This window comes from Xanthomonas sp. 3058 (genome assembly GCF_014199765.1).
Classification (GTDB): domain Bacteria; phylum Pseudomonadota; class Gammaproteobacteria; order Xanthomonadales; family Xanthomonadaceae; genus Xanthomonas; species Xanthomonas campestris_B.
The window spans coordinates 400,010-420,372 of the sequence record NZ_JACHOF010000001.1; the positions used below are offsets into that span (position 1 = coordinate 400,010).

Annotated in this window: 21 protein-coding genes and 1 tRNA gene; 7 read left to right on the forward strand and 15 right to left on the reverse strand. The window is 66.0% G+C overall.

The window, feature by feature from the left end; genetic code table 11:
• Positions 1 to 60: 60 nt before the first annotated feature.
• From GGR61_RS01990 to pdeM, 6 genes are all read left to right on the forward strand, one after another.
• Positions 61 to 1,071 carry a ligase-associated DNA damage response exonuclease gene (locus tag GGR61_RS01990; protein ID WP_184620286.1) on the forward strand — a complete coding sequence of 337 codons (1,011 nt, stop codon included), beginning with the start codon at positions 61 to 63 and terminating at the stop codon, positions 1,069 to 1,071.
• Positions 1,068 to 1,301: a hypothetical protein gene (locus GGR61_RS01995; RefSeq protein ID WP_184620287.1), complete on the forward strand. Its 234-nt coding sequence runs from the start codon at positions 1,068 to 1,070 to the stop codon at positions 1,299 to 1,301. The genes GGR61_RS01990 and GGR61_RS01995 overlap by 4 nt, the downstream gene beginning before the upstream one ends.
• Positions 1,298 to 2,902 (forward strand): ATP-dependent DNA ligase, encoded by a 1,605-nt coding sequence (locus GGR61_RS02000; protein WP_184620288.1) that lies wholly within the window; start codon positions 1,298 to 1,300, stop codon positions 2,900 to 2,902. The genes GGR61_RS01995 and GGR61_RS02000 overlap by 4 nt, the downstream gene beginning before the upstream one ends.
• A 31-nt stretch (positions 2,903 to 2,933) precedes the next feature.
• Positions 2,934 to 3,035: transfer RNA gene (locus GGR61_RS02005), tRNA-OTHER, on the forward strand.
• Complete coding sequence (locus GGR61_RS02010; RefSeq protein ID WP_184620289.1) at positions 2,995 to 5,391, forward strand: ligase-associated DNA damage response DEXH box helicase; 2,397 nt, start codon at positions 2,995 to 2,997, stop codon at positions 5,389 to 5,391. Before GGR61_RS02005 ends, GGR61_RS02010 begins: the two co-directional genes overlap by 41 nt.
• A complete protein-coding gene (gene pdeM, locus GGR61_RS02015; RefSeq protein WP_184620290.1) occupies positions 5,381 to 6,025 on the forward strand; it encodes a ligase-associated DNA damage response endonuclease PdeM in 645 nt (214 codons plus the stop codon). Before GGR61_RS02010 ends, pdeM begins: the two co-directional genes overlap by 11 nt.
• Before the next feature lie 34 nt (positions 6,026 to 6,059).
• Here the strand turns inward: pdeM and GGR61_RS02020 are convergent, their stop codons facing one another.
• The 10 genes from GGR61_RS02020 to rlmD form a co-directional block, all read right to left on the reverse strand.
• A complete protein-coding gene (locus tag GGR61_RS02020) occupies positions 6,060 to 7,325 on the reverse strand; it encodes an NAD(P)/FAD-dependent oxidoreductase (protein ID WP_184620291.1) in 1,266 nt (421 codons plus the stop codon).
• A 96-nt stretch (positions 7,326 to 7,421) separates the two neighbouring features.
• Positions 7,422 to 7,628, reverse strand: a complete 207-nt coding sequence (locus GGR61_RS02025) for a cold-shock protein (RefSeq protein ID WP_003488188.1) — start codon at positions 7,626 to 7,628, stop codon at positions 7,422 to 7,424.
• An 87-nt stretch (positions 7,629 to 7,715) separates the two neighbouring features.
• A complete protein-coding gene (locus GGR61_RS02030) occupies positions 7,716 to 8,468 on the reverse strand; it encodes an S-methyl-5'-thioinosine phosphorylase (protein ID WP_184405747.1) in 753 nt (250 codons plus the stop codon).
• An 82-nt stretch (positions 8,469 to 8,550) separates the two neighbouring features.
• On the reverse strand, positions 8,551 to 9,105 hold the full coding sequence (locus GGR61_RS02035; protein WP_184405745.1) for a hypoxanthine-guanine phosphoribosyltransferase: 555 nt from the start codon (positions 9,103 to 9,105) through the stop codon (positions 8,551 to 8,553).
• Complete coding sequence (gene nagZ, locus GGR61_RS02040) at positions 9,105 to 10,109, reverse strand: beta-N-acetylhexosaminidase (RefSeq protein ID WP_184620292.1); 1,005 nt, start codon at positions 10,107 to 10,109, stop codon at positions 9,105 to 9,107. Before nagZ ends, GGR61_RS02035 begins: the two co-directional genes overlap by 1 nt.
• A 153-nt stretch (positions 10,110 to 10,262) precedes the next feature.
• Positions 10,263 to 11,828: a cryptochrome/photolyase family protein gene (locus GGR61_RS02045; protein WP_326520604.1), complete on the reverse strand. Its 1,566-nt coding sequence runs from the start codon at positions 11,826 to 11,828 to the stop codon at positions 10,263 to 10,265.
• Between the two features lie 4 nt (positions 11,829 to 11,832).
• Positions 11,833 to 12,843 carry an FAD-dependent oxidoreductase gene (locus GGR61_RS02050; RefSeq protein ID WP_184620294.1) on the reverse strand — a complete coding sequence of 337 codons (1,011 nt, stop codon included), beginning with the start codon at positions 12,841 to 12,843 and terminating at the stop codon, positions 11,833 to 11,835.
• Positions 12,844 to 12,882: 39 nt separating this feature from the next.
• Complete coding sequence (locus tag GGR61_RS02055) at positions 12,883 to 13,566, reverse strand: DsbA family oxidoreductase (RefSeq protein ID WP_184620532.1); 684 nt, start codon at positions 13,564 to 13,566, stop codon at positions 12,883 to 12,885.
• Between the two features lie 148 nt (positions 13,567 to 13,714).
• Positions 13,715 to 14,212: a CYTH domain-containing protein gene (locus GGR61_RS02060; RefSeq protein WP_184620295.1), complete on the reverse strand. Its 498-nt coding sequence runs from the start codon at positions 14,210 to 14,212 to the stop codon at positions 13,715 to 13,717.
• 94 nt (positions 14,213 to 14,306) lie between these two features.
• Positions 14,307 to 15,641 carry a 23S rRNA (uracil(1939)-C(5))-methyltransferase RlmD gene (gene rlmD, locus GGR61_RS02065; protein WP_184405734.1) on the reverse strand — a complete coding sequence of 445 codons (1,335 nt, stop codon included), beginning with the start codon at positions 15,639 to 15,641 and terminating at the stop codon, positions 14,307 to 14,309.
• 157 nt (positions 15,642 to 15,798) lie between these two features.
• Between rlmD and GGR61_RS02070 the strand changes: the two genes are divergently transcribed.
• Entirely contained in the window at positions 15,799 to 16,521 is a 723-nt protein-coding gene (locus GGR61_RS02070) for a response regulator (protein ID WP_184405731.1), read from the forward strand.
• A gap of 52 nt (positions 16,522 to 16,573) precedes the next feature.
• Here GGR61_RS02070 and recO read toward each other — a convergent pair whose 3' ends face one another.
• The 5 genes from recO to lepB all read right to left on the reverse strand — a co-directional run bounded on the left by recO (position 16,574) and on the right by lepB (position 20,323).
• Positions 16,574 to 17,296 (reverse strand): DNA repair protein RecO, encoded by a 723-nt coding sequence (gene recO / locus GGR61_RS02075; RefSeq protein ID WP_184620296.1) that lies wholly within the window; start codon positions 17,294 to 17,296, stop codon positions 16,574 to 16,576.
• 253 nt (positions 17,297 to 17,549) lie between these two features.
• Complete coding sequence (gene era, locus GGR61_RS02080) at positions 17,550 to 18,449, reverse strand: GTPase Era (protein ID WP_184405726.1); 900 nt, start codon at positions 18,447 to 18,449, stop codon at positions 17,550 to 17,552.
• The gene (rnc, locus tag GGR61_RS02085) at positions 18,446 to 19,126 is read right to left on the reverse strand and encodes a ribonuclease III (protein WP_184406306.1); all 681 of its coding nucleotides are present in this window, start codon (positions 19,124 to 19,126) and stop codon (positions 18,446 to 18,448) included. Before rnc ends, era begins: the two co-directional genes overlap by 4 nt.
• The gene (locus GGR61_RS02090) at positions 19,116 to 19,523 is read right to left on the reverse strand and encodes a DUF4845 domain-containing protein (protein ID WP_184405724.1); all 408 of its coding nucleotides are present in this window, start codon (positions 19,521 to 19,523) and stop codon (positions 19,116 to 19,118) included. The genes rnc and GGR61_RS02090 overlap by 11 nt, the downstream gene beginning before the upstream one ends.
• Positions 19,523 to 20,323 (reverse strand): signal peptidase I, encoded by an 801-nt coding sequence (lepB, locus tag GGR61_RS02095; RefSeq protein WP_184405721.1) that lies wholly within the window; start codon positions 20,321 to 20,323, stop codon positions 19,523 to 19,525. The genes GGR61_RS02090 and lepB overlap by 1 nt, the downstream gene beginning before the upstream one ends.
• Between the last annotated feature and the right edge of the window lie 40 nt (positions 20,324 to 20,363).

Genomic DNA, 20,363 nt, shown 5'->3' on the forward strand with positions numbered 1-20,363 from the left:
CCTGGCTGCACGCCATTCTCATTCTCAGGATCTGCACACCGGCTTGGCCAGAGTTGCCGCATGCGCAACGGCGACGAAAAACACGGCGATCTGGTGGTGCTCGGGCCCGAAGGCCTGTATTGCCCGCAGGGCGACTTCCACATCGATCCCTGGCGGCCGGTGCCGCGCGCGGTGATCACCCACGGACACGGCGACCACGCGCGTAGCGGCATGGGCGACTACCACTGCACGCACGAGAGTTTGCCGATCCTGCAGTGGCGCCTGGGCGAACAGGTCTATCACACGCACGCCGATGGTGAAGCGTTTACGTTGGGCCGTGCGCGGGTGTCGCTGCATCCGGCAGGCCACGTGCTCGGCTCGGCGCAGGTGCGCATCGAAGTGGATGGCGAGGTCTGGGTCGCCTCGGGCGACTACAAGCGCCAGCACGATCCCACCTGCAAGCCATTCGAAGTGGTGACCTGCGACACCTTCATCACCGAAGCGACCTTCGGGTTGCCGGTGTATCGCTGGCCGGACACCTCCGATGTCGCGGCCGACATCGTCGCCTGGCGCCGCGAATGCGCCGAGCGTGGCGAAGCGGCCATTCTGTATTGCTATGCCTTGGGCAAGGCGCAACGCGTGCTGGCCGAGTTGCGCGCCTGGGACACGCAACCGGCGTTGCTGCATGGTGCGATCGCGGTGGGCGTGGAGGTGTATCGCCAGGCCGGCATCCCGATGCTGGACACCCAACCGGTCAGCGAACACGCGCGTGGCGCCGACTACGCAGGGCAATTAGTGCTGGCGCCGCCATCGGCGGCCGGCAGTGCCTGGATCCGTCGCTTCCGGCATGCGCAACAGGGTTTCGCATCGGGCTGGATGCGCATTCGCGGCAATCGCCGCCGGCGCAATTACGACCGCGGTTTTGTGGTGTCCGATCATGCCGATTGGCCTGACCTGCTGCGCACCATCGAGGACACCGGTGCACGGCGGGTGATCGCCACCCACGGCAACACCGATGCGTTGATCCAGCATCTGCTGGAACGCGGCGTCGCCGCCGAAGCTTTCCGCACCGATTTCGGAGCCGAGGAGTGAACCCCTTGCCCGCACGACCTTATGCGCGCGCACGCCCACGTCTCCGTTTGACCGGCGCGCTTGCGTTCCATCGGCATGCCTTGGCATTTCGCGTGCATCGCGCACGGCCGGCAGCGGTGATCGGGCCGCCACGGCCCTACCTGCGTCCGCGCTGCCTGAGCGCGTTTACGCGACGTGCACTGGAACTGCGTGCCGCCGACAAACGCGCCGCATCGCAGGGCCTGCCGTGAAGCGATTTGCCGCGCTGTATCGCACCCTGGATCGCAGCACCGGCACGCTCGACAAGCGTGCGGCATTGGTCAGTTATTTCAGCAGCGCGCCGCCGTTGGATGCGGCGTGGGCGCTGTACCTGCTGGCCGGCGGCAAGGTGGCCGGCACGCGCATGCGCATCGCCAGCAGCGGCGAATTGCGCGAATGGATCACCGAAACCGCCGGCATCGCCGACTGGCTGGTGGCCGACAGCTACGACCATGTCGGCGACCTGGCCGAAACCTTGGCCTTGTTGCTGGACGACCCGATCACCGAAGCGGCCGATCTGCCGTTGGCCGACTGGATCGAACAGCGGCTGCTGCCGATCGCCAATCAGGACATCGCGGTGCGCAAGGCCTGCATCGTGCAGGCGTGGCGCAGCCTGGCCTTCGACGAGCGCCTGGTGTTCAACAAGCTGCTGACCGGCGCGTTGCGCGTTGGCGTGTCGCAGCGACTGGTGCAGCAGGCGCTGGCGGAGATGTCCGGGATAGAGATCGCGCGCATTGCACAGCGCATGCTCGGCAACTGGCGGCCGCATCCGGCCTATCTGGCCAACCTGCTGACCGCCGAAGAATTGCCGAGCGATCGTCAACAGCCCTACCCGTTCTTTCTCGCATCGCCACTCGAAGCCGAGGTTGAAACGCTGGGCACGGTCGATGACTGGTTGCTGGAATGGAAGTGGGACGGCATTCGGCTGCAGCTGATCCGACGTGCCGGCGAAACGGCGTTGTGGTCGCGTGGCGAGGAACGCCTGGATGGCCGGTTTCCGGAAATCGAACAGGCCGCGCTGCAGTTGCCCGATGGCACGGTCATCGATGGCGAGCTGCTGGCCTGGCAACCGGAGCACGCCTTGCCGATGCCGTTCACCGCATTGCAGACGCGCATCCAGCGGCTCAAGCCCGGGCCAAAGACATTGGCAGCGGCGCCAGCGCGCGTGGTCGCCTACGATCTGCTTGAGCTCGGTGGCGAGGACTTGCGCGAGCGTCCATTGCGCGAGCGTCGCGCGTTGCTGGAAGGCGTGCTGACCACGCTCGCCGATCCGCGTATCGTCGCCTCGCCACTGGTGCAGGTCGGCGATTGGCAGGCGGCTGCGCAACTGCGCCTGGATGCCCGCGAGCGCGGCGTGGAAGGGCTGATGCTCAAGCGTGCCAACTCGACCTACCAGTCCGGCCGCCGACGCGGCGACTGGTGGAAATGGAAGATCGACCCGCTCACCATCGATGCGGTGCTGCTGTACGCGCAAGCCGGCCATGGCCGCCGCAGCACGCTGTACACCGACTACACCTTCGGGCTGTGGCACGAGGGCCAGCTGGTGCCGATCGCCAAGGCCTACTCGGGCCTGGACGACACGCAGATCCTGCAACTGGATCGCTGGATCCGCGCCAATACCACCGAACGCTTCGGTCCGGTACGCGCAGTGACCGCGCATCATGTGTTCGAGCTGGGATTCGAAGCGGTCAACCGCAGCACGCGGCACAAGTCCGGCATTGCAGTGCGTTTCCCGCGCATTCTGCGCTGGCGGCAGGACAAGCCGATGCGCGAGGCCGATCACCTGAGCAGCTTGCAGGCACTGGCACGGTGAGTGCTGCACAACAGACACGCGGCACGCCCTTGCAGCAATGGCGTGGCTGGTTCGCGCAGCGCGGCTGGACGCCGTTGCCGTTTCAACGCGATGTGTGGAAGCGCTATCTCGCCGGCGAGTCCGGCTTGCTGCACACACCGACCGGCAGCGGCAAGACGCTGGCGGCCTTCGGTGGGCCGCTGCTGGAAGCGCTGGCTTCGCGCGGACGCAAGCCGGCGGTCAAACCCGCCACGACCGCGCGCCGCCAACAGCAACGCACGCTGCAGGTGCTGTGGATCACGCCCTTGCGTGCGCTCGCTGCCGACACCGCACGCGCCTTGCGCGAGCCAGTGGAGGCCTTGGGGCTGGATTGGCAGGTGGGCCTGCGTACCGGCGATGCCAGCGCGCGCGACAAGCGGCTGGCACGCAGCGGCAAGCTCGATGTGCTGGTCACCACGCCCGAATCGTTGGCCTTGCTGTTGTCGTACCCCGACACCGCGCTGCAGTTGTCGGCGCTGCGCTGCGTGATCGTCGACGAGTGGCATGAGCTGCTCGGTAACAAGCGCGGCGTGCTGCTGCAGCTGTGCCTGGCGCGCCTGCGCGGTTGGGCGCCGGAACTGCGCATCTGGGGCCTGTCGGCAACGCTGGGCAATCTGGCGCAGGCGCGCGACGTGCTGTTGCCGCATCGCCCGGATGCTGCGCTGGTCTCGGGCGTCAAACCGCGCGCGATGACCCTGGAGACGCTGCTGCCCGACAGCGGCGAACGCTTTCCGTGGGCCGGGCATCTCGGCCTGGCGCAGCTGGCGCGCGTGCTGCAGAAGATCATGCAGCAACGCACCAGCCTGGTGTTCACCAACACGCGCGCGCAGGCCGAGTTGTGGCATCAGGCCTTGAGTGCGGTGTGGCCGGACGATCCGGCCACGCTCGCGTTGCATCACGGCTCGCTGGATCCGTCCCTGCGTGCGGCGGCCGAACAAGGCTTGCGCGACGGCAGCCTGCGGTGCGTGGTCGCCACCTCCAGCCTGGACCTGGGCGTGGATTTCCCGGCGGTCGATCAGGTGCTGCAGGTCGGCAGCCCGAAGGGCATTGCGCGCCTGCTGCAACGTGCCGGCCGCGCGCGCCACCGTCCGGGCGAATCCGGGCATGTGGTGTGCGTGCCCTCGCATGCGCTGGAACTGGTTGAATACGCCGCAGCGCGCCGCGCCATCGTGCAGGGGCAGATCGAAGCGCGACCGCCGCCGCGCCTGTCGCTGGACGTGTTGGCGCAGCACTGCGTCACTCTCGCGCTCGGCGGCGGTTTTCAGGCCGATGCGTTGTTTGAGCAAGTACGCGGCACCGATGCATTCGCAGCGCTGGACCACGCCACCTGGCAGGCGGTGCTGGACTTCATCGTGCAAGGCGGCAGCGCGCTGGCGCACTACCCGGATTTCCACAAGGTCGTCCGCGACGAAGAAGGCGTGTATCGCGTCATCGATCGGCGCGTCGCGCTGCGGCATCGCCTGTCCATCGGCACGATCACCAGCGACGGCAGCGTGCGCGTGCAGTTCCTGCGCGGCGGCCGCCTGGGCGCAGTGGAAGAACAATTTATCGGACGTCTGCGCCGTGGAGACAGATTTCAATTCGCCGGGCGTTTGCTGGAGCTGGTGCGGCTGGAAGACATGACCGCCTACGTGCGCGTGGCCAAGGGCGGCAGCGGCGTGGTGCCCAAGTGGATGGGCGGACGCATGCCGCTGTCGTCGGCCTTGGGCCGCGAGGTCGAAGCGGTGTTTGCCGATCCCGGCGATGCGCCGGAAATGCAGGCGCTGGCCCCATTGCTGCGCCTGCAAGCGTCGCTATCCTCGCTGCCCGGCCCCGACCATTTATTGGTGGAAAGCATCAAGGCGCGCGATGGACGGCACGTGTTCGTGTATCCGTTCGCCGGCCGCCAGGTCAACGAAGGGCTGGCGGCGTTGCTGGCGGCGCGCTGGGGTCGACGGCAGCGCAACACATTTAGTTTTGCTGCCAACGATTACGGCTTTGTGCTGTCGCCGGCGCAGGACGTGGAACTCGATGCGGGCGTCTTGCAGGCCTTGCTGTCGCCGCAGGGCTTGTTCGCCGATCTGCGCGACAGCCTCAACCTGGGCGAACTGGCGCGCCGCCAGTTCCGCGAGATCGCGCGCGTCGCCGGATTGCTGTCGCCCTCGCTGCCCGGCCGTGCACCACGCAGCCTGCGTCAGCTGCAGGCCTCCAGCGGATTGCTGTACGACGTGCTGCAGCGTTTCGATCCCGAGCATCTGCTGCTGGCCCAGGCCGAGCGCGAAGTGTTCGAAGGCCAGCTCGAACTGGCGCGGCTTGCGCACGCGCTGGAAGACTGCGCACGGCGCGAACTACGCCTGTGCACACCGCGCAGCCTCACCCCGTTGTCGTTTCCGTTATGGGCCGAACGCGTACGCGGCCAACTGAGTACCGAAGACTGGAAGGCCCGCGTGTTGCGTGCTGCCGAACAACTGGAGCGCAACCATGGGCGATAGCGTGCAGCTGCAGCTGGCCGGCGAAACCGTGGAATTGCTCGGCGAACGTGCCTTGTATCGGCCGGCACAACGCGCCTTGTTGATCGCCGACCTGCATCTGGGCAAGGCCGATGTGTTCCGCCGCGCCGGCATCGGGATGCCGGCCGGCGGTACCGCGCACGATCTGGAGCGGCTGGATGTGCTGCTGGAACAACGCGCGGTGGATGCGCTATGGATACTCGGCGACCTGCTGCACGGACCCGCCCCGCGCGCGGCCTGGCATCGCCGCTGGAGCGCATGGCGCGAGCGTCATTGCGCATTGCGCGTGATCGCCATCCGCGGCAACCACGACCGCGCCTTGGCCGGGGCCGATCTGCATATCGAAGCGGCCGGCGAACAGGTCGAAGATGGCCCCTTCGTGCTGCGCCACGATCCGCTGCCGCATCCGACCGGGCATGTGCTGTGCGGGCATCTGCACCCGCTGGCCGCGCTGCCGGGCATGTCGCGCCGCTGGCCGGCGTTCTGGTTGCGCGAGCGCGTCACCATCCTGCCGGCGTTCTCGCATTTCACTGCCGGCATCGTGCCAACGTTGATCGCAGGCGAGCGCCTGGTCGCCTGTGTGGAAAGCGACGCGCTGGCGTTGCCTATGCGCTAGCAACTCACGGCAAGCGCGCCGACCAACGCGCCGACTACGCCGTGGATTCGACCTTGCCAGCCACCACCCGGGGCAGCGGTTGCGCTAACGCCTCCACAAACTCCGGCGCCAATGCCAGCTTGCCGAACCAACCGTGCTGGGTGCCACTGAGCACGCGCAACATATGTCCGCGCCCACCGGGAACGCGTCCCATCGGGCGCAGCAGCAGATCGCGTCCGTGCGCCCACAGATCACGTTCGGACTGGAACAGCGGCGTCAGCCAGCGGCTCCAGCGGTGATAGATCGCCACATGCGCCTGGCGCTCACGCTGATAGTGCTGCAGGGCCGCATCCAGGTCGGCGCCGACGCGCAAGGCATCGCGCATCGCCAGCGCATCCAGCAGCGCCATGTTCACGCCCTGCCCCAGCTGCGGACTCATCGCATGCGCCGCATCGCCGGCCAGCACGAAACGGCCGCGATGCCAGCGCGTCACCACCGCATCGCGATAACTCGCACGCGCCAATGCGCCATGCACTCGCACGGTGTCCAGACGCGCATGCGCATCCGGCCACATCTGCGCAATCTCTTCACGCCACGCCGTGATGCCGCGCTGCTCCCACGCAACAAAATCGCTGCACGGCAGGCTCCAGAAAAAACTCAGTCGCGGCGTGTCGTCGCCCGGACGCGTGCCCACCGGCAGCAGGCCGATCATCTTGCGCGCGCCGATATAGCGCTGCCGCAACTCATCGACAAACGGCCAATCGTCGCGCGGCAACAGACACCACAGTGCGCCCCACGGATACACCCGATCCAGCCGCGTGCCCTGCGCCTGCGCCCGCAAGGTCGATGCAGCGCCATCGGCGGCGATGATCAGATCGTAAGGGCCATGCCATTGCCCGCGTTGATCCTGCACGCGCGCGCCGTCGTGGTCGATCTCGGTGATCTGGGTATCCACATGCAGCTGCGCATGCTCCGGCCAGGCCTCGCGCAACAGCGTAAACAAGGCGCCGCGCTGCATCCCCAGGCCCATCAGCCGCGCATCCAGATCGCGATACTGCATGTCCATCACCGCGCGGCCGCACGGCGTCTCGCCATACAGCCGGCGCACCGGCGCGCCATGCGCGAGCGCCGGCGGCAGCAAGCCCATCTTCCATAGCACCTGCAAACCGCTGGGCTGCAGCAGAAAGCCTGCGCCCACCGGCCCGGGCGCGGCGGCGCGCTCGAACACGTCCAGTCGATGCCCGTCGGCGCCGAGCAGCACGGCCAGTGCCTGCCCCGCCGTTCCATAGCCCACCACTGCAATACGCAATGCTCGTTGCATCGTCCCTGCTCTGTTTCGCCTTTGCCGATCCGGCATGGATCGGTGCAAAAAAAACCCCGCCGTGGCGGGGTTCTTCAACCGCACAATCGAGTCACATCACTCGACCGGCGTGATGTTCGAAGCCTGGGCACCCTTGGGGCCCTGGGTCACGTCATAACTGACGCGCTGGCCTTCCTGCAGGCTGCGAAAGCCCTTGGAGTTGATCGCGGAGAAGTGCGCGAAGACATCGGCGCTGCCGTCCTCCGGTGAGATGAAGCCAAATCCCTTGGCGTCGTTGAACCACTTGACGGTACCGTTCGGCATGGTGATGCGAGACCTTTGCAATAATTAATGGGTGGTGTACGGCGATGCGTACGCGCCGAGTATGCAAAGCTTATTCCCCAATGACAATCACCCGCGTGCAAGTTCGCCGATCAGCTCCGGCAACCCGGACGAGGCGGCATCGACGTTGGCCAACACCTCGGCCATGGTGATTTCCTGCGCGTCGCCACAGCCGGCCGCCCAGTTGGCCACGATCGCCAAACACGCATATTCCAGGCCTTTTTCGCGTGCAAGACCGGCTTCGGGCATGCCGGTCATGCCGACCAGATCGCAGCCGTCGCGGCGCATGCGCGCGATCTCTGCAATCGTTTCCAGTCGTGGCCCTTGCGTGGCGCCGTAGCAGCCACCGGCCACCATGGTGACGCCGGTCACTTTGGCCGCGGCGATGACCTTGCTGCGAAACATCGGCGAATACGGATGGCCGAAATCCACGTGCTGCACCTCGCTGCCCGGCTCTTCGCAGAAGGTGGACACCCGGCCCCAGGTGTAGTCGATCAGTTGATCCGGGCAGGCCAGCACGCGCGGGCCGAACTGCTCGGTAATACCGCCAACGGTATTGAGCGCCAGCACCCGCGCAGCGCCAATTTGCTGCAGTGCAGCGATATTTGCACGGTAGTTGACCTTGTGCGGCGGCAGCGAATGGCCCTCGCCATGCCGCGCCAGAAACGCCACGCGGTGGCCCAGCAACATGCCGACGCGGATCGGCCCGGACGGCGCGCCGTAGGGCGTTTCGATCGCGTGCGTCTGCACATCGTCCAGCTGCGCGAGCTTGTAGACACCAGTGCCGCCGATGACGGCCAATGCGATGGAATTCAGGGACACAACCGACCTCTGCAACAAGGAGACATGCCGCGCGCGTGCAACCACGCGTGCGGTGGCCCGCAGCAACACGGGCCGAAAAGGCTTACTGCTTCATCGCGTAGATGGCAGGAATACCGCGCAATTGCTCATTGACGTCCATGCCGAAGCCGAATACGTAACGGTCGGCCACTTCCACGCCCACGTAGTCGGCGGCGACACCCGGCACGCAACGGTCGTGGCGCTTGATGGTCAACACCGCCACGCGCACGTCGGTGGCGCCCTGCTCCAGGCACCACTGGCGCACGCCCTGCAGCGTGTAGCCCTCATCGAGGATGTCGTCGACCAGGATCACCCGGCGGCCGAACAGCGCGGTGGCCGGGCGATGCTTCCACACCAGTTCGCCGCCGGTGGTTTCGCCGCGATAGCGGGTGGCGTGCAGGTAATCGAACTGCAGGTCCTGGCCACGTGCGCCCAGCTCCAGCGCCAGCTGGCCGGAGAACGGCAGCGCACCGTGCATGATGGTGAGATACACCGGCACTTCGCCGGCATAGTCGCGTGCGATCGCGTCGGCGATGGTGCCGACGGCAGCGTCGATGGCAGGGCGGTCGACCAGCAGATCGGCCTGGGCCAGGGCCTGGGAAATGGTGAGCGTGGACATCAGGCAGTTGTTCCAAAAGGGGCAGAAAGGGAGGGAATGAATGCGCCATCCGAACCGGCGAGCAGGCCATCCCAGCCCAGCGCGCCGCGACCGATCAGGCCGATCAATGCTGCGGTATTGAGGCAGCGGCCTTCGACGGCGTGCAAGGATTCGGCGACCAGTTCCGGGTGGCAGACCAGCACCACGTCGCAGCCGGCATCCAGGTGCGCGTGCACCCGGCCCGCCACGCCACCGGCACTGAACGAGGCGGCCATGCCGATGTCGTCGGAAAACACCACGCCGCGAAAGCCCATCTGGCCACGCAGGATCTGCTCGATCCAGCGCTGCGAGTAGCCAGCCGGTTCCGGCGCAACCTGCGGGTAGACCACGTGCGCCATCATCACCGCATCGGCGCCGGCCTCGATGCCGGCCACGAATGGCAGCAGATCTTCGGCCTGCAGCACCTCCAGCGGCCGTGGGTCGCTGGCATGGTCCACGTGGGTGTCTTCCAGCACCGTGCCGTGGCCGGGGAAATGCTTGAGCGTAGCGGCCATGCCGGCGCCGTGCAGCGCCTGCACATAGGCGCGGGTGAAGGTGGCCACGATCTGCGGGTCGTCGCTGAAAGCGCGATCGCCGATGGCGCGGTTGCCACGGCCCAGATCCACCACCGGCGCAAAGCTCAGATCCACACCGCTGGCACGTACTTCGCTGGCCATCAGCTGCGCATGCGCGCGTGCCGCAGCGAGCGCGGCCTCGGGGTCTTGCGCATACTGCGCGCCAATGCGCTGCAGCGGCGCCAGATCGCTGAAACCTTCGCGGAACCGCTGCACGCGCCCGCCTTCCTGGTCCACGCAGATCAACACCGGGCGCGGTGCGGCCGCGCGGATGGACGCCGACAGCTCGGCCACCTGGGTGCGCGAGGCGAAGTTGCGCTTGAACAGCACCACGCCGGCAACCGCGTCGTGCTGCAGCCAGTCGCTTTCCTGAGCACTGAGTTCGGTACCGGCAACGCCGATCAGAAGCATGTTGGGGGACTCCCGGGCCAAGCGCCACGTTGGCGCAGCGCGGCATTGTCGCAGATGCGCGTTGCAGCGTCAGATCGCGCATTCAGGCTAGCCGGCATTCCTGGCCCCACCAGCCCCGGCCTGCGGAATTTGAGTTCTGCCATACGCCCGCCCTCAGAGCACCTCCAGATTCGCCCGCCAGTGCGCGGCCTGGGCCTGCACCTGTTGCAGCACTTCCGGTGCCATGTCGTCGAGCTGCCGGTACGGCAGCGCCAAGCGCGCGTTGGCACCCAGCAGCGTGCGCTGCCGCGCCAGGAAATCCCAGTACAGCGCGTTGTACGGGCAGGCCTGCGCGCCGATCCGCAGCTTGCGCTGGTACCGGCAGCCGCCGCAGTAATCGCTCATGCGGTCGATATAGGCCGCGCCGCTGATGTACGGCTTGCTGCCGAGCAGGCCGCCGTCGGCGAACTGGCTCATGCCGACCGTATTGGGCAGTTCCACCCACTCGAACGCATCGATATAGACGCCCAGGTACCAGCGATGTAGCGCCTGCGGCTCCACCCCCGCCAGCAGCGCGAAATTGCCGATCACCATCAGCCGCTGGATATGGTGCGCATGCGCGTTGGCCAGCGAATTGCCAATGGCATCGGCCAGGCAGCGCATGCCGACCTGACCGTCCCAGAACCAGTGCGGTAGCGGCGCATGCTGGTCGAGTCGATTGGACTGCGCGTAACCGGGCATCTGCGACCAGTACACGCCGCGCACGTATTCGCGCCAGCCCAGAATCTGGCGGATGAAGCCTTCCACCGATGCCAGCGGCGCATGCCCGTCATGCCATGCCGCCTCCGCGCGCGCGATCACCTCGCGCGGATGCAGCAGCTTGACGTTGAGCGCGAACGACAACAGCGAATGGAACAGCCGCGGGCTGCGCGTGCTCATTGCATCCTCGTAGCGACCGAAGTGCGGCAACGCATGCGTGATGAAGGCATCCAGATGCTGCAAGGCTGCGTCACGGTCCAGCGGCCATGGCAGCGCGTCGGCATTCGGCGCGCCGAAGCTGCGTACGCCGGCCGCCTCGATGCAGCGCCACAGCGCGCGATGGTCGTGCGCTGCGCGCCACTCCTGCGGCGCGGGCGGATCGCCCGGCCACGGCGCGCGGTTGTCGTGATCGAAATTCCAGCGCCCACCTTCCGGCTCGCCCGCGGCATCGAGCAGGATCCGGTGGCGACGGCGCATCTTTCGATAGAACACTTCCATGCGCCATTGGTCGCCGGCACGAAAACACCCGGCCACCTCACCGCGTTCGGCCAAGAAATGCTCGCTATCGACCATGCGCGTGGCGAACGGCTGGCGTGCGCACCAATGCTGCAATGCTTCGTCCAGCCGCCATTCGTCCGGCGCCTGATACTCCAGCTGGCTGGCGCGGTAATGCGCCATCAGCGCGTCCAGATTGGCGGGAATCGATTGCCGATTGCTGGGGTTGTCGATGGCCACATAACGCACCCGGTGACCGGCCTGCCGCAAGCGGGTTGCGAACGCGCGCATCGCCGCGAAGATGGCCAGAATTTTCTGTGCGTGGTGCAGCACGTAGTCGGTTTCTTCGCGCACTTCCATCAGCACGTAGACCACGCCTGCATTGGTCGCATCGAACCAGCTGTGTTGCGGGTTGAGTTGATCGCCCAGGATCAGCCGCAACGTGTGCGCGGCTGCCTGCGGATTGGAGTCGCCTGCGCGTGCCACAGCATCACTCCTGACCGCTGCAGGTGGCATCGCCGGTGCAGATACGCGCCGCCAACGCCACACCGCTTTGCCAGGCCCCTTCGACCTTGCCACCGGCCAACCAGTCGCCGCAGATGCCAATGCTCAGCCGCGCATCCCAGGCACAGCCGATCTGCAACGGAGGATCGGTGCTGGCCACCGTCCAGGGATAGGCATTGCAGGACGACGGCAACGGCAGACCAAGCGCGGCCAGCGCGGGCAACACACTGGCAATCACGGCTTCAGGCGTTGCGTCGAGATGCGCCTGACTCCAATCGGCTGTGGCATGCAGCAGCCAGGTTTCGGCGCCCACCCTCCCCGGTTTGCTGGAGTTGCGTGCCACCCAGCGCAATGGGCCGGCATTGACGAACAAGGCGTCGTAGCCGGGATCGACCGGCCTGTCGAAACGCAGCACCACCGCCCAGGCCGGCTGCATCCGTGCATTGGCGGCAAGCGTCGCAAGCGTGGATGCGAGGTCCGCCAGCAATGCAGCTGCAAGCGGTGCCGGCACCGCCAGCAACACGGTGTCGAAGGCGTGTGTGGTCGCGTCTCCCGACACTTCCAGCTGCCATGTGTCGCCATTGCGCTGCAGCGATCGCACAGAGCTGCCTGACCGGACATTGAGATCGGCCGCAAGCGCACGTGCCGGTGCAGCCATGTCCGGCACTCCGACAAAGCGCCTCAGCGCGCTGCGCGAAACACGCATGTCGGTGCCATCCCAACTGGCGACGCGCGCAGGCCAGGCCGCCGCAAGGCCGTCCGCGATCCACGCATCCACCACTGCGGCAAACCCCGGGTCGCGTGCGGTGAAATACTGCGCGCCGTGATCGCACTGCCAGCCATCGCCGACACAGCTGCGCATGCGTCCGCCAGGCGTATCGGCCTGCTCGAACAACGTCACGGCCGCTCCCGCCGCCTGCAGCCGTTGCGCACAGGCCAGCCCGGCCAACCCGGCGCCGATCACCGCAACCATCTTCGATCGGGTGGGCCGCGTCATCTCGTCAGTTGCGGGCAGTTGCAACACGCCGCCGGCCGTTCACACCGTGCAGCCGTCCGGCCCGCAGGCATCGGGACCACCGATTGGCGTCGATTCGGCCGCCAGCTGCAACAACGCCTGCGCGAAGCTCTCCGGCGGCTGCGCGCCCTGGATCAGGCTGCGTCCATCGATGACGAAACTGGGCACCGCGCGGATTCCCAGCGCATTGGCCTGCGCCAATTGCGCCTCGACGGCAACCACGCCTTCATCCGAGTCCAGCAGTGCGCGCACGCGCGCCTCATCAAGACCGCCAGCGGCCCCGGCAGCCACCAGCGTGTCGGTCGCACCGACGTTTTGGCCCTCGGCAAAATGCGCATGGAACAGCGCTTCGATCACCGCCTCGACATCGCCCTCGCGGCTGGCCAGCCAGATCAACCGATGCGCGCGCAGCGTGCTGACCTGCACCTGGCCGCGCCCGAAATCGAACGGCAAGCCTTCCGCGCGTGCGGTGGCCTGGGTCTGCGCCAGCATCTGCTCCACGCGCGCGGCACCGCCGAACTTTTGCGCCAGCGCATCCAGCAACGGCGTCGGCTCCAGGCCGGCATCGGGATCGAGCTGAAACGCGTGGTAGTGGATGTCCAGCGCCGGTGCCTGCGCACCAAGCGCCGCCACCGCCTGTTCGAAACGGCGCTTGCCGATCCAGCACCAGGGACAGACCACGTCGGACCAGATATCGATGCGCATGAGCGGGGATTGGAGATTCGTCATTGGGGATTCGCAAAGCATACCCCCACACCAAGGCAGGGATTGCGGAGTCGCAACGCAATCAGCCCACGTCCGACGCATCACTTTAGCCTTCACGAATCCCGAATGCCCAATCCCGAATCCCGAACTACAAATCCCCGCTCCAATGCTTGAACGGGTGCGAGGCCAGCGCCAGGTTGTAATAACGCACCTCGTCGGTGACTTCCGCGCCGATCCACGCCGGCTTGGCGAACGCTTCGTCGGCATGTTCCAGTTCGATCTCGGCCACGACCAGTCCGGCGTTGTCGCCAAGGAATTCGTCCACTTCCCATACATGCCCCTGGTACTGGACCAGATGCCGGCGCTTGTCGATCAGACCGCCGACACACAGCGCCAGCAACGCACGCGCATCGACCACCGGAATTGGATACTCGAATTCCTGCCGGGTATGCCCCACCTCACGCGACTTGAGATTGAGAAACGCGCTCTCGCCCTGGATGCGCACCCGCACCGACGCATGTTGCGCACCACTGCGCAGCGCCGCCTGGTCGTTGATATACCCCTGCGCCATCGGGATCACCGCATGCGCGGGATCGCGCCAGCCATCGCCGGTCACCAGGAATTTGCGTTCGATTTCGATGGGCATGGGAATCGGGAATCGGGAATCGGGAATCGGGAATCGGGAATCGCAACAGCATACGGCGAACCGCCCTCCCCATTCCCGATTCCCTATTCACCATTCACCGCCGCTCAAACACCGCAATGCTCTCCACATGCGCGGTATGCGGAAACATATCCATCGCCCCGGCCGCCTTGAGCGTGAAGCCCTGTTCGTTGACCAGGTAGCCGGCATCGCGCGCCAGTGAGCCGGGGTGACAGCTCACGTAGACGATGCGCTCGAACTTTTTCAGCGGCAGCTGCTGCAGCACTTCCAGCGCGCCCGAGCGCGGCGGGTCGAGCAGCAGCTTGTCGAAGCCCTGCCGCATCCACACCGCATTGCGTTGATCCTGGGTCAGATCGGCCGCGTAGAACTGCGCGTTATCCAGACCGTTACGCTGGGCATTCTCGCGCGCACGCGCCACCAGCCCGGCATCGCCTTCCACGCCGACCACTTCGCGCACCCCGCGCGCCAGCGGCAGGGTGAAGTTGCCCAGGCCACAGAACAGATCCAGTACACGGTCGTCGGGCCTGGCGTCGAGCAGCGCCAGCGCATGCGCGATCATCTTCTGGTTGAGCGAGGCGTTGACCTGGATGAAGTCCAGCGGCCGGAACGCCAGCTCCACATCCCATTGCGGCAAGCGGAACGACAGCGGCACGTCCTGCGGCCAGAGCGGATGCACGCTCTCCACGCCACCTGGCTGCAGGAAGATCGCAAACTCCTGCGCCTGGGCGAACGCGGTCAGCGCCTGCAGATCGCGCTCGCTCAGCGGCTGCATGTGGCGGATGGTCAACACCACCGCATCGTCACCGGCAATGAATTCGATCTGCGGGATGTCGCGGTTGCCGTCCAGGCCTTCGACCAGCGCGGCCAGCAACGGAATCTTTTCGCCGATCTGCGGGATCACCGTGTAACAGACCGACAGATCGGCCACGAAGCGCGGATCGAGTTCGCGAAACCCCACCAGGGTCTTGTCCTTCTTCTCCACCCGCCGCACCGAAAAACGGCCCTTGCGCCGATAGCCCCAGTTGTCGCCGACCAGGGCCGGCAACACCGCCTGCGGGGTGACGTGGCCGATGCGCTCGAGGTTGTCCGTCAATATGCGCTGCTTGGCCACGATCTGCTGCGACTCTTCCAGATGCTGCAACACGCAGCCGGCGCAGACGCCGAAGTGCGGGCAGCGCGGGGCGACCCGCTGCGGCGATGCCTCCAGCACCTCCACCGTCCTGGCTTCGTCGAAATGGCGGCTGCGCGCGGTGGGTTCGGCACGCACCACTTCACCGGGCAAGGCGCCGCTGATGAAGGTGACCTTGCCGCCCTCGCCGTCGCGGCGGGCCACACCGCGCCCGTCGTGGCTGAGGTCGGTGATCGCAGTCTGGAACGGAGTACGGTCGAAGCGGTTTCTGGTTCTGGCCACGTGGCGACAAGCTGCGGGCAAAAAGGGTGCGTATTGTCGCAGATGCGATCACCGGAGGATGCCAAGCCTGCGCAACAATTGTCGCGGCCCACAAACACAGGCAAACTCCGCATGCGCGCGGTATCCAGGATCCCGCATCGGCTGACAAGGAGGCAGCATGAACATGGCCACACGCCAAAAACCCTATCCACGACTGTTGTTGGTGGAAGACGACCCGATCAGCCGCGGCTTCCTGCAGGCCGTCCTGGAAGATCTCCCCGCCCATGTGGATTGCGCCGACTCGTTGTCTTCGGCGCTGGACCGCGCGCGCGAACGTCGCCACGATCTGTGGTTGATCGACGTCAATCTTCCAGATGGCACCGGCAGCGGCTTGCTGCGTGCACTGCGCCTGTTGCACCCGGACGTGCCCGCACTAGCCCACACCGCCGACAGCAACATGGCGATGCAGAGCAGCCTGCTGTCGGATGGTTTTCTGGAAATGCTGGTCAAACCGCTGACCTCCGACCGCCTGCTGCAGGCGGTCCGTCGCGGTCTGGCGCGCGGCCGCTACAGCGTGGCACCGGTGGGTGTGCTCGATATCGCCGGCAGCGACTGGGACGAGGCTGCCGCGCTTAGCGCGCTCAACGGCCAGCAACATCATCTCAACGCGTTACGCGAGCTGTTTCTGGCGGAATTGCCGGGCACGCGCGATGCGGTGGATTCGGCGTTGCAGATCAGCGACGACCAGGCACTGCGCAACCATCTGCATCGGCTGCAGGCCAGTTGCGGATTTGTCGGCGCCGCGCGGCTGGCCGGTGCGGTGCGTCTGCTGCGCGGCGATCCGCAGTCGAGAACGGCGCAGACCCAATTTCATGCAGCGGTGGCCGCGCTGTTGCATTGACGGATGCGCGCGTCGCTGCGCCTGAGCGCGGCGTAGCGTCGGAACGCGTGCTTCAGCGACGTCGCGCCAGATCCTCGAGCATTTCCCAGGATTTCAGCCCGCGCCCGTTCAAATGATGCAACAGCACGCTGCGCATGCTGCGACGCAGGCCCGGCATGTCCTCGGTTGCCGGCATCGTATCTTCGCCCAGGGCCAACAGCGCCGCGCCGGTCACGGTTTCGCGCCGGTCCTGCGCCACCCGCTCGCTCAACACCCGCATGGCGCCTTCCTGCGGATCGAGCCGATACCGCGCAGCCGGATCGATCGGCTGACCATCGCCGTCGTGTTGCAGATCGAAGGCAACGCCAAGGCCGTCCAGCACATCGCGCTCGAACTGGCGCAGGCCCCACGCCAGCGGCAGGCCGGAGGCCAGATGCGCGCGCGCCTGCGCATAACATGCATAGAGCTCGGGGACCGGATCGTTACGCGGGGCCAGGCGCAGCAGCAGTTCGCTGATGTAGAAGCCGGCCAACATGGATTCGCCAGCCAGGCGCGGCGCGGTATCCAACGCCTCGGCCTGGCGCAACTGAGCCAATTCGCCACGCTGCACCGCAGTGAACTGGATCAGTTGCAACGGCTGCAATGCAGCGCGCAAGGCCTGCTTGCGTGGCCCGTGCACACCGCGCGCCAGCAGCCCGACGCGTCCATGCTCTTCGGTCAGCACTTCCACCAGCAGGCTGGTTTCACGCCAGGCACGCACATGCAACACGAAACCGCGCGCGTGTTCGATCAGCATGATCTGGCGTGCGACAAGACACGCAGTGGCAGGACAGCGGACGCGATGCCGGCAACGGCCGCTGCGCGTGGCTGTCGACGCAGCGCACGATTGCAGTCGCTAACAACGCCGAGCGCACTGCCGAGACGGGAGACGGTCCATCGAGACATCGCTTGCATCGCAGCTCCACGCCATTGCTGGCTTACGCGATCGCATCCGCAGGCTGCCGGCACGTCATCAGCCCTATGCTGAGCCCAGCAACGGCCAGGGCGCCTTACTCGTACCCGAACGCCTTCAGCGCGGCCTCGTCGTCGGACCAGCCTTCGCGCACGCGCACCCAGGTTTCCAGGAACACCTTGGCGCCGAACAGCCGCTCCATCTGCAGGCGCGCCTTGCCGCCGATGTCCTTCAAACGCGTGCCGCCCTTGCCGATCACGATCGCCTTCTGGCCTTCGCGCTCGACCCAGATCACCGCGCCGATGCGCAGCAGCGCGCCATCTTCGGCAAAGCGCTCGATCTCCACGGTGGTGGCATACGGCAGTTCCTCGCCCAGCTGGCGCATGAGCTGCTCACGCACCAACTCGCCGGCCAGAAAGCGCTGACTGCGATCGGTGATCTCGTCCTCGCCGAACATCGCCTCGGCTTCGGGCACCAGCTTGAGCAGGTCGCCGACCAGCGCCTCCAGGCCCTTGCGCTTGAGCGCGGACACCGGATGCACCGCCGCGAACGCGCGCCCCTCGCTGACCTGGGCCAGGAACGGAAACAGCGCGGTCTTGTCCTTGAGCCGGTCGACCTTGTTGACCACCAGCACTACCGGCACCTTGGCGTCGCTCAGGACCTTGAAGGCCAGCGTGTCTTCCTCGTCCCAACGGCCGGCCTCGATCACCAGCACCGCCGCATCCACGCCTTCCAGCGAGCCGCGTGCGGCGCGATTCATCACCCGGTTCATCGCGCGCTTCTGCTCGCGGTGCAGTCCGGGCGTATCGACCAGCGCCAGTTGGCCTTCCGGGAAGGTGGCAATGCCCAACAAACGATGGCGCGTGGTCTGCGGCCGGTTGGACACGATGCTGACCTTTGCGCCGACCAGGGCATTGGTCAAGGTGGACTTGCCCACGTTGGGCCGTCCGATCACGGCAATGCTGCCGCTGCGATGGGGGGAAGAGGTTTCGCTCACGTAGTTGAATCCAGTTGTGCGATGACAAGAGTCGCTGCCTGTTGTTCGGCGAGGCGACGCGAGGTGCCCTGACCTTCGGCGCGGGCGACAGGCTGCTCCAGAATGCAGGCGACATGGAACTGCTTGGCATGTTCGTCGCCGCTCTCACTGATCAGCGCGTAATTGGGCAGCGGCAGTTGCCGCGCCTGCAGCCATTCCTGCAGCCGGGTCTTGGGGTCTTTTTCTGCCTTGCCCACCGGCAGCGCGGCCAGCGAGGGCTCGAACCACGGCAGCACCACCGCGCGGCAGCGCTCGAAACCGCAGTCCAGATAGATCGCCGCGACGATCGCCTCGACGGCATCGGCCAGGATCGAATCGCGGCGGTGGCCACCGGATTTCAATTCGCCCGGACCGAGCGTCAGCCGCTCGCCCAGATTGAGGGTGCGACCGATGACGGCCAGCGCGCCTTCGCGCACCAACTCGGCGCGCGCGCGGGTCAGTGCGCCTTCGTCGGCCTTGGGCCAGCGCTGATACAGCGCCTCGGCGATCAGCAAATTCACGATGCCGTCGCCAAGGAATTCCAGTCGTTCGTTATGCGGTGTCCCGGCGCTGCGATGTCGCAGCGCCTGGGCGAGCAGACCCGGATCGGCGAACGCATGCCCGATCGGATCGCCACGCTGGAAGGTTCTATTGCCCACCACGCCCCGTCATGTCCTGAGAGGTCTCGAACTTACCGACAATATCCAGATTGCCGATCAACTCGCGGCGCACTTCGTAATTGACCTTCATGCGCCAACCACCGTCAACGCGCTCGAACTTGACGTCTTCTTTTTTGACGTTTTCCGAGTAGTTGATGTACAGCCGACGAAAGAACAGATCCTGCAGCTTGGACGGATCCATGTTGGCGCTATCGGGTTCCTTGGCCAGGCCTTTCATGGCCGTGCGCACCGAATAGTATTCCTGATACATCGGAAACAGCTTCATCCCGATGTACAGGCCGAACCCCACCACCGCCAGCACCACCACGAACGACGTCAACGTCATGCCGCTTTGCTTGCGCTTCATTGTGCTTCCCCCGGCACGCCGTGCGTGCATTACTGGATTCCGGTCCCGATCCGCGACGGATCGAAACTCCCCTTGCAGAACCACCCTTCGCAATTGAGCCAGATCAGGAACGCCTTGCCGCGCAGATTGGCCTCCGGCAGGAAGTGCGTCTGGGTCCAGAAACGGCTGTCTTCGCTATTGTCGCGATTATCCCCCATCACGAAATAGCTGTCCGCCGGCACGGTCCAGTCGCCCTGTCCGGCCGGCATGTTGCGGTCGATCCATTCCAGCACGGTGTGGGTACGGCCCGGCAGATCCTCGACCAGCAAGGTGGTGCCGGTCATCTCCGACCCCTTGCCCTTGCCGATGTACTCGCCCTTGACCGTATACCGCATCGGCTTGTCGTTGATGTAGAGCGTATCGCCGTGGAAACCGATCTTGTCGCCCGGCAGGCCCACCACGCGCTTGATCCAGTTCTGATCCGGCGCATGCGGCGGCTTGAACACCACCACGTCGCCACGCTTGGGCTCGCTGGTCGCAATGAACTTGGTATTGGTGATCGGCAGACGGAAGCCGTACGCGAACTTGTTGACCAGGATGAAATCGCCGATCAACAGATTGGGCATCATCGAACTGGACGGAATCTTGTACGGCTCGGCCACGAAACTGCGCAGGATCAACACCACCGCCAGCACCGGAAAGAACGCACGCGAGTAATCGATGATCGCCGGCTCGCTGTCCAGCAGCCCGGCGCGTGCCGCGCGGCGCTTGGCCAGAAACAGCTTGTCTAGCAGCCAGATGAAGCCGGTGCCCAGGGTCAAGACAACCAGGACGATTTCAAACCATTTCATTGCGGTTCCTTCGGAACGGGATTCGGGATTGGAGATTGGG